Source organism: Streptomyces sp. NPDC008139 (genome assembly GCF_042957025.1).
In the GTDB taxonomy this organism is placed as follows: Bacteria; Actinomycetota; Actinomycetes; order Streptomycetales; family Streptomycetaceae; genus Actinacidiphila.
Genome location: NZ_JBIBHM010000004.1, coordinates 487,252 through 501,610 on the forward strand (window position 1 = coordinate 487,252; position 14,359 = coordinate 501,610).

12 protein-coding genes and 3 pseudogenes are annotated in these 14,359 nt (G+C 73.2%); 5 read left to right on the forward strand and 10 right to left on the reverse strand.

What is annotated here, in order from left to right; genetic code table 11:
• Nucleotides 1-13: 13 nt before the first annotated feature.
• Nucleotides 14-956: pseudogene (locus ACFZBB_RS11040) on the reverse strand (ROK family protein); the annotation flags it as partial.
• Nucleotides 957-997: 41 nt separating this feature from the next.
• Nucleotides 998-1,789, reverse strand: a pseudogene (locus tag ACFZBB_RS11045) (alpha-mannosidase); the annotation flags it as partial.
• Between ACFZBB_RS11045 and ACFZBB_RS11050 the strand changes: the two are divergent.
• Entirely contained in the window at nucleotides 1,727-1,885 is a 159-nt protein-coding gene (locus tag ACFZBB_RS11050) for a hypothetical protein (RefSeq protein WP_391120161.1), read from the forward strand. The pseudogene ACFZBB_RS11045 and the gene ACFZBB_RS11050 overlap by 63 nt on opposite strands.
• A gap of 383 nt (nucleotides 1,886-2,268) precedes the next feature.
• Here the strand turns inward: ACFZBB_RS11050 and ACFZBB_RS11055 are convergent, their stop codons facing one another.
• The 4 genes from ACFZBB_RS11055 to ACFZBB_RS11070 all read right to left on the reverse strand — a co-directional run bounded on the left by ACFZBB_RS11055 (nucleotide 2,269) and on the right by ACFZBB_RS11070 (nucleotide 6,406).
• Nucleotides 2,269-3,351: a Gfo/Idh/MocA family oxidoreductase gene (locus tag ACFZBB_RS11055; RefSeq protein ID WP_391120030.1), complete on the reverse strand. Its 1,083-nt coding sequence runs from the start codon at nucleotides 3,349-3,351 to the stop codon at nucleotides 2,269-2,271.
• Nucleotides 3,336-3,995, reverse strand: coding sequence for a ThuA domain-containing protein (locus ACFZBB_RS11060; RefSeq protein ID WP_391120156.1), 660 nt, complete (start codon nucleotides 3,993-3,995; stop codon nucleotides 3,336-3,338). The genes ACFZBB_RS11055 and ACFZBB_RS11060 overlap by 16 nt, the downstream gene beginning before the upstream one ends.
• Before the next feature lie 56 nt (nucleotides 3,996-4,051).
• On the reverse strand, nucleotides 4,052-5,338 hold the full coding sequence (locus ACFZBB_RS11065) for an enolase C-terminal domain-like protein (RefSeq protein WP_391120032.1): 1,287 nt from the start codon (nucleotides 5,336-5,338) through the stop codon (nucleotides 4,052-4,054).
• Between the two features lie 276 nt (nucleotides 5,339-5,614).
• A complete protein-coding gene (locus ACFZBB_RS11070) occupies nucleotides 5,615-6,406 on the reverse strand; it encodes an IclR family transcriptional regulator C-terminal domain-containing protein (RefSeq protein WP_391120034.1) in 792 nt (263 codons plus the stop codon).
• A 150-nt stretch (nucleotides 6,407-6,556) separates the two neighbouring features.
• Here ACFZBB_RS11070 and ACFZBB_RS11075 point away from each other — a divergent pair, with 150 nt between their 5' ends.
• The 3 genes and pseudogenes from ACFZBB_RS11075 to ACFZBB_RS11085 all read left to right on the forward strand — a co-directional run bounded on the left by ACFZBB_RS11075 (nucleotide 6,557) and on the right by ACFZBB_RS11085 (nucleotide 8,420).
• Nucleotides 6,557-7,501, forward strand: coding sequence for an extracellular solute-binding protein (locus tag ACFZBB_RS11075; protein WP_391120036.1), 945 nt, complete (start codon nucleotides 6,557-6,559; stop codon nucleotides 7,499-7,501).
• A gap of 123 nt (nucleotides 7,502-7,624) precedes the next feature.
• Nucleotides 7,625-7,693, forward strand: a pseudogene (locus ACFZBB_RS11080) (hypothetical protein); the annotation flags it as partial.
• Between the two features lie 10 nt (nucleotides 7,694-7,703).
• On the forward strand, nucleotides 7,704-8,420 hold the full coding sequence (locus ACFZBB_RS11085) for a glycoside hydrolase family 38 C-terminal domain-containing protein (RefSeq protein ID WP_391120038.1): 717 nt from the start codon (nucleotides 7,704-7,706) through the stop codon (nucleotides 8,418-8,420).
• 9 nt (nucleotides 8,421-8,429) lie between these two features.
• Here the strand turns inward: ACFZBB_RS11085 and ACFZBB_RS11090 are convergent, their stop codons facing one another.
• From ACFZBB_RS11090 to ACFZBB_RS11105, 4 genes are all read right to left on the reverse strand, one after another.
• Nucleotides 8,430-9,077, reverse strand: coding sequence for a thymidine kinase (locus ACFZBB_RS11090; protein WP_355338403.1), 648 nt, complete (start codon nucleotides 9,075-9,077; stop codon nucleotides 8,430-8,432).
• A gap of 76 nt (nucleotides 9,078-9,153) precedes the next feature.
• A complete protein-coding gene (locus ACFZBB_RS11095) occupies nucleotides 9,154-10,347 on the reverse strand; it encodes an alkaline phosphatase family protein (protein ID WP_391048945.1) in 1,194 nt (397 codons plus the stop codon).
• Complete coding sequence (locus tag ACFZBB_RS11100; RefSeq protein WP_188286046.1) at nucleotides 10,347-10,940, reverse strand: DUF5998 family protein; 594 nt, start codon at nucleotides 10,938-10,940, stop codon at nucleotides 10,347-10,349. The genes ACFZBB_RS11095 and ACFZBB_RS11100 overlap by 1 nt, the downstream gene beginning before the upstream one ends.
• Before the next feature lie 76 nt (nucleotides 10,941-11,016).
• Nucleotides 11,017-13,776 carry a GNAT family N-acetyltransferase gene (locus ACFZBB_RS11105; RefSeq protein WP_391120040.1) on the reverse strand — a complete coding sequence of 920 codons (2,760 nt, stop codon included), beginning with the start codon at nucleotides 13,774-13,776 and terminating at the stop codon, nucleotides 11,017-11,019.
• A 161-nt stretch (nucleotides 13,777-13,937) separates the two neighbouring features.
• Between ACFZBB_RS11105 and ACFZBB_RS11110 the strand changes: the two genes are divergently transcribed.
• Nucleotides 13,938-14,219, forward strand: coding sequence for an HPr family phosphocarrier protein (locus ACFZBB_RS11110; protein WP_391120042.1), 282 nt, complete (start codon nucleotides 13,938-13,940; stop codon nucleotides 14,217-14,219).
• Nucleotides 14,220-14,359 lie beyond the last annotated feature (140 nt).

Genomic DNA, 14,359 nt, shown 5'->3' on the forward strand with positions numbered 1-14,359 from the left:
ACTCGGGTCGCGGTCAGGGCCGTTCGCGCCCGCGCAGCCGCGGGGTGAACGTGGCGTGGAAGATGGTCGACGCGGCGCGCGACGGCGGCGGCCTCGGCGCTCAGCACCGAGCGCTCCACCTCGACCCGGCGCAGCCTGCGGGCGGTGGGGAATTCGTTGACGGCGCGGCCGATCTCGTCCAGGTAGAAGTCGGCGACGTCGTCGGTGAAGAACGGGCCGCCGAGCACGATGAGGTCGATGTCCAGCAGGTCGACCAGGCCGAGCGCGCCGCGTCCGACGGCGCCCGCCACCTCGCGCAGCGCGGCCGTCGCGGCCGGGTCACCGGCCGCCGCGGCCCGGCCGACCTCCCGGTAGGGGGCGGTGCCGGCGCGGGCGGCGTCGGCGGCGGGCAGGCCGCGGCGGACCGCGAAGTCGGTCACGGAGACCGGCGGATTGCACTCGGGCAGCAGTTCGGGCCGCCCGTCGGCGTCCACCCGGCCCAGCGCGATGGCGCAGAGCTGGCCGAATTCACCGGCGTTGGCGCTGACGCCCCGGTAGAGGTCGCCGTTGAGGTAGAGCCCGGAGCCGACGCCCGTACCGAGGTAGAGGTACGCGAAGTCGCGGGGGCCACGTCCCGCGCTCGGGCGGCCTCGCGCGGCTCCGTGGTCGGTGGTTGCGGCCGGCGGTGGTGGTGGCGCGCCGCTCGAAGGTGCGGGTGGTGGTGGAGGGACATCGCCGTCGCGGGCCCTGCGGTCGCGGCCGATCCACCGCTCCCCCGCCGCCGCGGCCAGCGAGTCCTTCTCGATGATCACCGGGCACGGGAAGTGGTCCTTGAGCAGGTAGAGCAGCGGCAGGTCGTTCCAGGCCGACAGCAGCGGCGGGCCGAGCACCGTACCGGAGGCGATGTCGACCGGGCCCGGCACCGCGACGCCGATGCCGAGGAAGCCGTCCTCGCGGACCGCGCCGCCCGCCGGATCAACCGTTCCAGCCTGCGCCGTACGTCCCGGTGGGTCTGCTCGGCCTCCTCGTGCACCCAGGCGATCGACGTGCCGGGCAGGATGTCGTGGCACTGCTGGAGCAGCACCTTCTTCCACAGCCGCTCCAACTCGTCGTAGGGGTACGGGATTCCGTGCCGTACGGCGGCGGTCGCCGACCACAGCTCGGCCTCGTGCAGCAGCGCCTCGCTGCGCCGGTTGCCGCGCTTGGTCCGGGCCTGGCTGGTGTACGTGCCCAGGTGCAGCGCGAGGTCGAGTTCGCCGCGCCAGACGGGGGCGGCCGGATGCTCGGCCCGGGCGTCGCGGAAGAAGCGGGCCGGGGCACCGAGGGTGACGCGCGGCGCGCCGTCGAGGTCGGCCAGGCGCCGGGCGCGCTCCAGCATCGACCAGTCGGGGCCGCCGTCGTCGCGTCCGAAGGGCAGCAGGGAGCGGGTCGCGTGGCCCTTGTCGGCGAAGTCGTCCACGGACCGTACGAGGTCGCCGCCGGTCAGCGCCTGGTCCTCGGTTCCGCGTTCGCCGTCGGTCCCGACCGGAGCCAGGTGCGCGAAGAGCCTCGTGCCGTCCAGGCCCTCCCGGCGGAAGGTGTGGTGCGGCAGGGCGGAGCCACGGCCGGGCTCCGGGCGGCGGCCGAGGAACCAGCGGGCGCCCGCGAGCGCGGCGAGCTGCGGGAAGGCCGCGGACGCGCCGGAGGCGCCGGGCAGCCACACGCCGTCGGTCTCGGTGCCCAACTCGTCGCGGAAGAACCGCCGTCCGTGCACGAGTTGGCGCACCAGCGCCTCGCCGCCGGGCAGTTCGGTGTCGGCCTCCACCCACATGCCGCCGACCGGCGCTCCGGCACGGTGGCGTGGACGCTGAACCAGGTGGTCGCCCAGGGGCGCCCCCACGCCTCGCCGACGGCGAACGACGCGTAGTCGGCGCGCAGCGCGACCTCGGCGGGGACGGGCTCGCCCGCGATGTGCCAGGCGCCGATGTCCATGGGCAGCTTCTGCGGGTAGAGCGCGGGGCGCAGCCGTTCGGCGAGGAATGCGGCTATGCGCTCTTCGCCGGACTTCATCCGGTCATGCATCGGCAGCCCTTCTTGTCCAGCCAGTGACCGCCATGTAAAACCATGTGTGTTATCAAGTCAACGCCTCGCGCGAATTCCTTCTTCTCGCAGGTCGTGACCTGCAACTATCAAATTGTCAGGCTAATTTGGAACCGAAAAGGGCGCCCGCCGTCAGTTAATTCGCCTGACATCAGGAACGGCAAAAGGCGGCAGGAAGAGCCGTGGCTCTTCCTGCCGCCCTCGGTGGAATTACGGTGTCACGGAATTCACCCGCGTCGGCCGCTCGCAGCCGCTGGTGACCGGCAGCGCCGTCCCGTCGTGCGCGGCGTCCAGCAGTGTCAGCATCACGTCCAGTACGTGCTGGGCGAGTTCGGCCGACGCCAGGTGCGGTCGTCCGGCGGCGACGGCGGCGGCGAGGTCCGCGAGGCCGGTGCCGCGCCCCGCGCCGCGGTATCCGGCCGAGACCGGCAGCGGCTGCCACGTACCGTCGGTGAACAACTCGACCTGGCCGTCGAAGCCGTTGGGGTCGGGGACGGACAGCGAGCCCTCGGTGCCGTACACCTCGATCCGCGGCAGCCGGGCGGCGTGGATGTCGAAGCTCATGATCAGCGTGGTGAGGGCGCCGCCTTCGTGCTGGAGGACGCCGGTGACGTGGGTGTCGACCTCGACGGGGAAGCGCGCTCCGGCGCGCGGGCCGCTGCCGATGGCGCGTTCGGCGCGCGGGGTGGCGACGGCCCCGGTGACCTTGACGACCGGGCCCAGCAGGTGGACCAGCGCGGACAGGTAGTACGGGCCCATGTCGAGCAGCGGGCCGCCGCCGGCCCGGTAGTAGAACTCCGGGTCCGGGTGCCAGGCTTCGTGTCCCGCGGTGGTCATGAAGGCGGTCGCGGCGACGGGCGTGCCGATCAGTCCGTCGTCCACGGCCTTGCGGGCGGTCTGGGTGCCGGTGCCGAGTACGGTGTCGGGCGCGCTGCCGACCCGGACGCCCGCGGCGCGCGCGGCGGCGAGCACGGCGGCGGCCTCCTCGCGGGTGGCGGCGAGCGGCTTCTCGCCGTAGACGTGCTTGCCCGCGGCGACCGCTGCCAGCGCCACTTCGGCGTGCACGGCGGGGACGGTGAGGTTCAGGACGGCGTCCACGTCGGCGCGCGCCACCAACTCCGCGACGCTCGAAGCCACTTCGGCGCCCGCGCGCTCGGCGGCCTCCTTGGCCCGGTCGGGGTCGAGGTCGGTGACGGCGGTCAGCCGCAGCCCTTCGAGCCCGGCGATGGTGTCCAGGTACTGGCCGCTGATCTTGCCCGCGCCGACCATGCCGATCCTCAACGGCTCGCCCACAGCAGTCCCCTCTCGGTCAGCGCCCGCACCTCGGGCACGTCGAAGTCGTCGGCCTTGTGCCCGATGGCGGACACGAACACCCGTCCCGCGCCCTGCCTCCTGGTCCACACCGCGGGCATCACGACCGGGTGCGCGCGCTCCCCGTCCGGCGGGAAGGTCGTGGTGGCGAGCACGTCGATGTCGGGGTCGGTGGCCAGCCAGTACTGCTCGGTGTGCACGTCGAAGTCGCCGATCCCGGCGATCACCGGGTGCTCGGCGCGCTCGGGGCGCACATGGACCCGGTAGTCGAGGAAACCCGCCGGGTGCATGAGGAACTGACCGCCAGTCAGAAACTGGTAGTCGACGTCGCCGCGGAAGGAGTCGACGATCCCGCCGTGCCAGCCCGCGAAGCCGGTGCCCGCCCTGACCGCCTCGACCAGGCCCCTGGTCTGCTCGCCGCTGATCTCGCCCATCGTCCAGCACTGGACGACGAGGTCGGTGGCGGCCATCAGCTCCCGGTCGGCGTAGACGTCGAGCGACTGCGCGGTCTCGACGGTGAAGCCCTCGTCCTTGAGGAAGGGCAGGAAGAGGTCGGTGATCGCGATCGGCGCGTGGCCCTCCCAACCGCCGCGTACCACCAACGCCCTTCGTGCGGACCGCTCCAGGGCGGCCTCGTCCTGGTCGGCTCCGGCTCCGGGTTCACCGGCTCTGATCGGATTCGTCACGGGCGTTGCACGCTCCCATCGGTGTTGCGCAGCAGGGCCCAGCGGTCGTGGGCCAGGGGTTCGGGCACGGGGTGACGGCGGGCGGCGGCCTCGTCGAAGTCCACTCCGTGGCCCGGGGTGTCATGGGGTACGAGGCCGCCCGCGGTCGCGGTGACCGTGCCGGGGAACACCTCGTGGACGGGCGGCCTGAAGACCGCGGCCTCCTGGACGCCGAAGGCGTGGCTGGAGATGTCCATGGCCAAGGTGGCGGCCTGGGCGACCGGGCTGACGTCGGCGGGGCCGTGCGGCGCGAGCCGGACACCGCGCAGTTCGCAGAAGGCCGCGATCTTGCGGGCGGGGGTGAGGCCGCCGAGGGTGGGGACACGGATCCGCGCGAAGTCGATGTCGGGGCCGTCCAGCAGGGCGGTGAACTGGGCGGTGTCGTGGAAGAGTTCGCCGACCGCGAGCGGTACGGGCGAGGCGTCGTGCAGCCGCTTGAAGTGCCGGGTGTCCTCGGGCGCGAGCAGGTCCTCCACGAAGTACAGTCCGGCGTCCTCGACCCTGCGCAGGAAGTCCCTGGCCTGCCGGGGGTCGAGCCGTTCGTGCACATCGTGCAGCAACTCGACGTCGTCGCGGACGAGTTCGCGCACGCGGGTGAGAACGCCCGGCACGTGCCGCAGATAGCCCGTGCTGTCCCAGGGCGCGCGCCGCTCGCGTACCGCGTCGGCGTCCGCGGTGCCGCCGCCGGAGGCGCCGTAGGTGTCGGCGCCCGGCACGGCGGCCTGGATCCGGACGTGCCGGTAGCCGTGTTCTCTCGCGGCCTGGACCTTGTCGGCGATCTCGGCGGCGTCGCGGCCGTCGACGTGCGTGTAGGCCTCGGCGAAGGCGCGGACCTTGCCGCCGAACAGCGAGTGCAGGGGCGCGCCGAGGCGCTTGGCCTTGAGGTCCCACAAGGCGACGTCGATGCCGCCGAGCGCGTTGCCGGTGACCGAACCTCCGCGCCAGTAGGCGCTGTTGAGGATCAGCCGGTGGATGTCCTCGATGTCGTCGGGGTCCCGCCCGGTGAGCAGCGGGGCGAGGTAGTCGTCGAGCACCGAGCGGACGGCCAGCGTGCGCTGGGGATCGCTGGCGCAGCCGAGGCCGTAGAGCCCCGGTTCGCCGGTCTCGACGCGGACGACGAGATGGGGGCAGCCGTGGGGGGCGGTCAGAAAGGTGCGAACGGCCGTGATGCGGATCTTGGCGCCGCGCTCGTCGACCCAGGGGGCCGGGGCGAGCGGTGCGGGGCCGGCATCAGGCAATGCCATACGAACTCCCACGTACAGGTAACGGAATGACGTACCGGTATCCGAACGTAGAGAGGGCATTCCGAGTTTGTCAATCACTTTGACAAACTCGCAACGACCGTAACCCCCGCCACGCGGGACACACAAGGGGTCGGCACGCCCCGGCCGACCGGACGGCCCGTCAGGCCGGGCCCGTCAGCGCGTCAGGCCCGGTCGCAGGCGGGCGGCGGGCCGGCGACCGGACGGTGCCGGTTCAGCGGCCGGCCCGCGGCCGGCCGGCGCGATGGCGGCGGCCGCTCAGTGCTGACCCAGCCGTTTGAGCAGGGTGCTCAGCGACTGCGCGGCCTCGGTGACCGCCTGCGCGACCTCCTCGACCCGAGCGTCGTCCATCCGGCTCTTGGGCGCCGAGCAACTGATCGCGTCCTCGCCCTGGCCGCCGCCGAGCGCGACCGCGACGCAGCGGATGTCGACGGAATTCTCGCCGTCGTCCGCCGCCCAGCCGCGCAGTCGCGCCTCGGCCAACTGGGCCAGGAACGCGTCGGAGTCGACCACCGTGGTCGGGGTCATCCGCTCCAGCGGCCAGTCCAGCCGCCGCTGCACCTCGGCGTGGTCGTACTGCGAGAGCACCGCCTTGCCGAGCGCCGTGGCGTGCGCGGGGAGCCTGCGGCCGACCGCGGAGTACATCCGCAGCGCGTGCCGCGACTCGCGTTTGGCCAGGTAGACGACGTGCGTGCCGTCGAGCCTGCCCAGGTGCACGGCCTCTCCTGTCTCCTCGGCCAGCGCGTCGAGCACCGGCCCCGCCAGGCTGGTGACGTCGTCGCCCTCCAGGTAGGCGGTGCCCGTCAACAGCGCCTTGAGACCGAGGCTGTAGCGCGTCCCGGACGGGTCGAGATCCACCCACCGACGCGCCTGCATCGTGCGCAGGATGGCGTGCAGGCTGCTCTTCGGCACCGCCATCGCCGTCGCCATCTCCGCCAGCGAGAGCCGGGCGCCGTCCGCGCCGAGCAGTTCGAGCACTTCCAGCACCCGAGCTGCGGACTTCACCTCTTCGGGCTTCCGCCCGCGCGCCGCTTCTGCCACCGATTCCACCGATCCTCCGCTCCCCGCCGCCGATGCACGACGCATAAGAGTGCCCACTCCCATCGCGGTCCGACCTGACGCTATATCAAACACGACCCTATATTCAGTCACTCCAACGTTATTCGGTCTTCTGAACGGTCGAATCCTAGGTAGGGGCCCATGAACACACCATTCGCACGTTTTACCCCGAAGGCGAGACTCGCCGCAGCCGCTGTGGCCACCGTCCTCTCGCTGAGCCCGCTGGCCGCCTGCGGCGGCGGCTCCTCCGGATCGGGGGACAGCAAGTCGCTGGAGATGTGGACCTTCAAGCAGTCGCACGTCGCCGGACTGCGCAACGCGGCGGCCGAGTTCAAGAAGCAGACCGGCATCACCGTCAAGATCGAGGCGTACGGACCGGACGACGCGTACACCACCAAGGTGCAGGCCGCCGCCAAGACCCACGACCTGCCCGATGTGCTGGAGACGCACTCCGACGGCGAGGACCTGGTGCTCGGCGCCACCGGCATGGCCAAGGACATCGCGGGCGACGTCGACGCCGCCCGGAGCGGCCTGTACCAGAAGGGCGTCCAGGTCTCGGGCACCGTCACGGACGCGAAGTACACCGAGTCCAAGCCCGCCGACTCCAAGACGCACGGGGTGAGCAAGGGCCAGCGCTTCAGCGTGCCTTTCACCTCCGGGACCTTCGGCATCGTCATGGCCAACAAGAAGATGCTGGCCGCCACCGGGATCACCAAGGCCCCCGCGAACTGGGACGAGTTCCTGGCCGACCTGAAGGCCACCACCACGAAGGACCCGAAGAACGGCGGGGTCAGCCTCGGTCTGAAGGTCAAGGCCACCGGTCCGACCTGGGTCCTCCAGGCGCTGGCCTTCGCCCAGTTGGGCAAGGAGAAGTACCAGGCGCTGTTCGGCAAGGAGCCGACGCGGACTTCTCCTCCGCCGACGGCACCAAGGTCCTCACGCAGTACGCGCAGCTCCAGCCGTACTGGATGCCGGGCACCCAGACCCTCGACATCGACGCGGCCGACCAGGCGTTCGCCCAGGGCAAGGCGGCCTTCGACATCGGCGGCACCTTCACGCTGGCCTTCCTCCAGCAGAACGGCATGAACCCCGACGACGTGATGGCCTTCGGCCTGCCCTCGCCGAGCGACGGCGCGGTGCCCAACCGGGCGCTCGGCCCGCTGGCGCTCACCGGTCTGACGGGAGCGCCGCCCCGAGATCTTCGAGCGGATCAAGAAGGCGGTATCCGACGGCAGTTGGGCGCCGGTCGGCGGCATGTGGGTCGAGGCGGACGGCAATCTGCCCGGCGGTGAGGCGCTGGCCCGCCAACTCGTCTACGGGGCGGCGGTTCTTCGCCGAGGAGTTCGGCATCCCGCAGGAAGGCGTGTGGCTGCCCGACTCCTTCGCCGGTTCGGGGCCCGCCGACTCAGGACCCGCCGACTCGGGAACCGGCTTCTACAACGCCGGGCCCTACGCGCGCCGCGAGGTGACCGTCCTGCCCGCGGGCACCCCCGCCGCCGACGGCCAGCCGCTGTCCGACGGACGTACCGCCGTCCTCGTCGAGGCCCCCGCCTTCGGCACCGGCCAGGCCGTGCGCTCCGCGCTGCCCCCGGTCTCGGTCACCGAGGACGCCACCGGAATCACCCTCGACAACGGGGTGCTGCGGATACGGATCGACGCCGACGGTCTCGTGCGGTCCGCGTACGACCTGCGCGCCGGACGCGAGGCGATCGCCCCCGGCGCGGCGGGCAATCTGCCGCAACTCCAGTCGGACGACCCCCACCGGTGGAGCGCCTGGAACATCGACGGCCACTACCGGGGCACCGTCCGCGACCTCACCGCCGCCGACACCGTCGAGGTCACCGAGGCCGGGCCGCTGCTCGCGTCGGCGCGCGTCACGCGCTCCTTCGGCGGCCCACCGTACGGTCGTGGCGCGTTTCGGTCCGGTCGGCGTCAACTGACCGGCGGGCGGGCCCGGTCGACCGCCGTCGTGCGGCCGGCCGGGCCCGTCGTCATGAGCGGCTGACCGCCGAAGTCAGGAGTGGGTGACCGGCAGCACGTCGGGCGAGAGCGTGCCCGCGCCCGCGGTCGCGCTGGTCATCCGGCGGCGGTGGTGACGGCGGCACAGCACCTCGTAGCCGACCTCGCCGGACCGGTCGACGTCGCCGATCACCACCTGCGCGCCCTCGACGACCATCACGCCGTCGACCGTACGGGCGTTGTGGGTGGCGCGCTCGCCGCACCAGCACAGCGCCTCGACCTGAAGGGCCTCGACGCGGTCGGCGAGTTCGATCAGCCGCTGCGAGCCGGGGAAGAGCCGGGTGCGGAAGTCGGTGGTGATGCCGAACGCGTGGACGTCCAGGTCGAGTTCGTCGACCACCCGCGCCAACTGATCGATCTGCTCGGGCGCGAGGAACTGCGCCTCGTCCACGATCACGTAGTCCACCCGGCCGCCGCGGCTGAGCACGCCGACCACGTGGCCGTACAGGTCCATGCCGTCCGCGACCTCGACGGCGTCGGTGACCAGGCCGAGCCGCGAGGAGAGCTTGCCCTCGCCCGCGCGGTCGTCCCTGGTGAAGATCACCGACTGGAGGCCGCGAGCGGTGCGATTGTGGACGATCTGGAGGGCGAGGGTGCTTTTGCCGCAGTCCATCGTTCCGGAGAAGAAGACCAGCTCGGGCATGGGAAGGACGACGGCCTTTCGATGGGGGGCGGGAAAGCGCGGGGGCGGGCGGGCCTCACGGACCTCGGGAGGGGCCTCAGGAGCGTACTTCGAGCAGCGGTACGAGCTGCTCGGCGGCGGCCATCGAGCCGTGCAGGCCGACCATCTTCGACTCCCCCGATTCGGTGCGGTGGGCGACGACCGCGATGTCGTCGCGGGCGACGGCCACGACGTCGCCGATCCGGCCGAACACCCGCTCGTCCGGCGGCGGTCCGAACCAGCCCGCCTCGATCGCCTCGGCCCTGGTCGCCACCCACATCTGCTCCCCGAGGACCTCGCTCCACACCGCGTGCACGTCGGCGGCGGCGCCGGGCACCGCGTAGACGTGCCGGGCGCGGGCCTCGCCGCCGAGCACCGCGACCCCGGCGCGCAGTTCCCAGTCCTCGTCGAAGTCGATCCGGGACCGCTCGTCGAAGGGGATGTCGATCATGCCGTGGTCGGCGGTGACGTACAGGGCGCTGCGCGGCGGCAGTTGCTCGGCGAGCCGCTGCGCCAGCCGGTCGACCATCATGAGCTGGCCGCGCCAGGCGTCGGAGTCGACGCCGTGCCGGTGCCCCATGCCGTCCAGCTCGCTGTAGTACGTGTAGACCAGCGTGCGGTCGGCGGCGCCGAGCCGGTCGGCGGCCAGGTCCATCCGCTCCTCGCCGGTGAGGCGCCCGTGGAAGGTGCCGCCGGACAGCGCGACCTTGGTCAGCGGGGTGTTGACGAAGGTCGGCGAGGAGACCTGGCAGGTGGCGATCCCGGCGGCGTCGGCGAGCTGGAAGACGGTGGGGTGCGGCTGCCAGACGTGCGGCGCGGTCCAGGGCTGCCAGCGCAGCTGGTTCATCAGCTCGCCGGTGGCCGGATTGAGCGTGGTGTAGCCCGCCAGGCCGTGCGCGGACGGCGGCAGCCCGGTGCCGACCGAGCCGAGCGAGGTCGCGGTCGTCGCCGGGAATCCGGCGGTCAGCGGGCGGCCGGTGCCGCCGCGCGAGGTCGGCAGCAGCGAGGTGAGGTACGGCGCCTCGTCGGGGTGGGCCAGGATCAGCTCCCAGCCGAGGCCGTCCACGAGGAAGACGCAGACCCGGTCGGCGGGCGCCAGTTCCAGGCCGGTGGCCGGCATGCCGGGGACGGCGAATCCGGCGACGGCGGCCGGGATGACGTCACAGAGCGCGCCGGTGCCGTAGTCGGGTACGGGAGCGGTACGCGGATCGAGCGGCGCGGAACCGTACCCGCCGTGCAGCGGCTGGACCATCAGTCAGTGGCCGCTGTCGCCTCGGAGAGCGCCTGCGCGAAGGCCAGGGTCTGGCGGACGGTGTCCGGGCCGTCGCCCGCCTCGCTGACCCGCAGCGACAGGTCGTCGGCGGTCGAGGAGCCGGTGTAGCCGTGGTCGGCCTCGCAGTTGGGGTCGCCGCAGGCGGCGGGCTCCAGGTCGAGCCGCGAGACCGCGCCCCAGCCGATGGTGAGCACCACTTCGCGGGGCAGCGTGCCGGGCGTGTACGACTCCGGGTTCGCGACCACCCGGCTGACCACGACCGAGGAGATCCGGCCGATCTTCACCGATTCGGTGGACGTGGTGGCGTACGGCGTCGGCGAGGTGTCGTCGGCGGCCTGCTCGTCGGTGTGGCTGACGATGAAGCGGCTGTCGGTGAGCACCAGCACGGTCACATGACGACGGACCTCGTTGGCGTCGAAGCTGGTCTCCTGGTGGACCAGGTAGGAGGAGACCGGCTCGCGTCCGACCGCCGCCTCGACGGCCTCCGCCACGAGGGTGGGGTAGTAGCCGCTGCGCTCGATGGCCGTGCGCAGGCCCTGAGTCGTAGTACCGGTCTTCGCCATGCCGACCATCCTAAGGGCCAGGTACGACCGCGACGTGCTCGGAGCACGACCCGGCGTGCGGGCGGGCGCGGGAGCGGGCGCCGGGTCAGAACGAGGACAGCGCCCGCGGCCCGAGATCGGTGCGGGCGGGCGGCCTGGCCAGGCGGACGGACGCGCCGAGGACGGTCAGGCCGCGCGAGGAGACCACCACCGGTTCCAGGTCGAGCGCGACCACCTCCGGGAGGTCGGCGGTCAGCAGCGACACGCGCAGCAGCAGCTCCTCCAGCGCGTCGGTGTCGACCGGCTCGGCGCCGCGCCAGCCGAACAGCAGCGGCGCGGCCTTGATGGAGCGGACCAGTTCGGCCGCGTCCCGGTCGGTGGCGGGGACGAGCCGGTGCGCGGTGTCGCCGAGCAGTTCCGAGGGCGCGCCCGCCAGGCCGAAGGACAGCACGGCGCCCGCGGCGGGGTCGACGCCCGCCCGTACCACCGTGTCCACACCGCGCGGCGCCATCGCCTGCACGACGGGCAGCAGCTCCCGCGGGGTGCCCAGCCGCGCGGTCAGCTCGTCGTAGGCGCGCCGCAGGTCGCCCTCGTCCGCCAGGTCCAGGCGTACGCCGCCGAGGTCGGCGCGGTGCCGCAGGTGGGGGGCGGTGGTCTTGAGGGCGACCGGGTAGCCGAGCCGGGCGGCGGCGGCCACGGCGGTGTCGGCGTCGGGGGCGGGCAGCGCGCCGCGCACCTGGATGCCGTACCGGCCGAGCAGCGTCGCGGTGTCCGCGTCGCCGAGCGCGATCCCGCCCTCGGGTGCCTCGCCGGCCGGCAGCAGGCGGCGTACGTCGTCGGCCGCCGCGGCCTCCTGGATGTCGTCGAACTGCGGGATCCGGCCGGGGTCCGCCGATCCGGCGCGCCAGGCCGCGTAGGCGGCGGCCTCGGCGAGCGCGCGCACGGCCCGGTCGGGCGCGGAGTAGGCGGGGATACGGGAGGCGGCATCGTCGCCGGGCGCGCCGAGCCGGTCGGCCAGGGTCTCCAGGGCGAGGTGGGCGACCACCACGGGCTTGCCGCCGCCCGCGGCGGCGGTCGTACGGCGCAGCGCCTCGGCGAGCGCCGGGTCGTCGCCGGACTCGGGGTCGGGGGCGTCCTCGGAGCCGACGCGCGGGATCGCGGTGACGACGACGGCGTCGCTGCCGGGGTCGGCGAGCGCGGCGCCGAGGGCGGCGGCGAAGTCGTCGGGGGTGGCCGCGGTGGTGAGGTCGAGGGGCGCGGCGGGCCGCAGTCCCGCGGTGAGCGCGGCGTCGTAGGTGAGCAGGCCGAGCGATTCGGAGTTGCCGAGGACGGCGATCCGGTCGCCCGCGGGCAGTGGCTGGAGGGCCAGGAAGAGTCCGGCGTCCAGCAGTTCGGTGACGGTGTCCACGCGGATCACCCCGGCCTGCCGGAAGAGCGCGGAGACGGTGGAGTCGGGGATGCGGGTGGCGGGCACGGCGTGTCCTGCCGGGACGGAGCCGGAGTGCAGGGCGCCCTTGACGACGACCACCGGTTTGGCGGCGGCGGTGCGGCGGGCGAGCCGGGTGAATTTGCGCGGGTTGCCGAAGGATTCGAGGTACATCAGGACGGCGTCGGTGTCGGGGTCGTCCTGCCAGTACTGGAGGAGGTCGTTGCCCGAGACGTCGGCGCGGTTGCCCGCGGAGACGAAGGAGGAGGGGCCCGCGCCGCGGCGGTGCAGTCCGGAGAGCAGGGCGATGCCGATCGAGCCGGACTGGGTGAACAGGCCGAGGCGTCCGCTGCGGGGCATCTCGGGCGACAGGGAGGCGTTGAGCCGGACCCCGGCGGCGGTGTTGAGGACGCCGAAGGCGTTCGGGCCGATCACCCGCATGCCGTGGCTCCTGGCCTGCCGGACCAGCTCGCGCTGGCGCGCCCTGCCCTCCTCGCCGGTCTCGGAGTATCCGGCGGCGACCACCACCAGGCCCTGGACGCCTGCGGCGCCGCAGTCGGCGACGGCCTCGGGGACCCGGTCGGCGGGCACGGCGATCACGGCGAGGTCGACGGGGGCGCCGATGCCGAGGACGGAGCGGTGGCCGGGCACGCCGTCGATGTCGGTTCCGCCGTCGGGGAAGGAGCGGTTGACGGCGTAGACGTGGCCGGTGAAGCCGCCCGCGACGATGTTGCGCAGCAGCGTACGGCCGACGCCGCCCGGCCTGCGGCCGGTGCCGACGACGGCGACCGAGCCGGGGCGCAGCAGCCGCTGGACGGAGCGGGCCTCGGCGCGGTGCTCGCGGGCCCGCATGACCTGGACGGACTGCTCGGTGGGTTCCAGGTCGAGTTCGAGGTGGACGACGCCGTCGGTGAAGCTGCGCTGCTGGGTGAAGCCCGCGTCGGTGAAGACCTTGACCATCTTGCGGTTGGTGGGCAGGACTTCGGCGGTGAAGTGCAGGATGCCGCGCTCGCGGGCGACGGCGGCGATGTGTTCGAGCAGCGCGGAGGCGACGCCGCGGCCCTGGTGGGCGTCCTGGACGAGGAAGGCGACCTCGGCGCGGGTGCCGGTGGTGCCCTTGTCGGCGGAGACGGCCCGGCCCGCGTCGTCGGTGCGGTCGTAGCGGACGGTGGCGATGAAGTCGCCGCCGACGGTGGCGGCCAGGCCGACGCGGTCGTCGTAGTCGTGGTGCGTGAAGCGGTGCACGTCCCGGTCGGACAGCCGGGGGTAGGGCGCGAAGAAGCGGTAGTACTTCGACTCGTCGGAGACCTGCTCGTAGAAGTCGACGAGCCGTCCCGCGTCGTCGGGACCGATCGGCCGGATGTGGGCGATCCCGCCGTCCCGCAGTACGACGTCCGCCTCCCAGTGGACGGGGTACGGATGCGCCGTCTGCTCGCTCATGGCCCCAGCGTAAGCGGGTGGCCCGGCGGGCGCGTCATACTCGCGGAGCCGACGCGCAGGGGGCAGTCTGGTGGGGGCCGCGATCGTGCCGACGTGCCGGAGCAGCGCTCCGGCCGTGCGAAACTGGTCTAGACAACTGGAACGACCCGGAGGGCAGCACCATGGTTGAGCGCCGTGTCAACGTCGGCTGGGCGGAGGGCCTGCACGCCCGCCCCGCGTCCATCTTCGTCCGCGCGGCCATGGCCGCAGGCGTCCCCGTGACGATCGCGAAGGCCGACGGCAGCCCGGTCAACGCCGCGTCCATGCTGGCGGTGCTGAGCCTCGGCGCGCAGGGCGGCGAGGAGATCGTGCTCGCCTCGGAGGCCGACGGCGCCGACGCCGCGCTCGACCGGCTGGCGAAGCTCGTCACCGAGGGCCTGGAAGAGCTTCCCGAGACCGTCTGAGACGCGGCGGGACGCGCCCCGCCCTCCCCGGCCGCGCTTTCGCGCGACCGGGCCTTCGGGCGGTGCGCCCTGCCGCGCGATGCGCCCTTCGCGTGGCCGGAACACGTCCGGGGATCTTTATCCCGCCACCGGACAGCGGA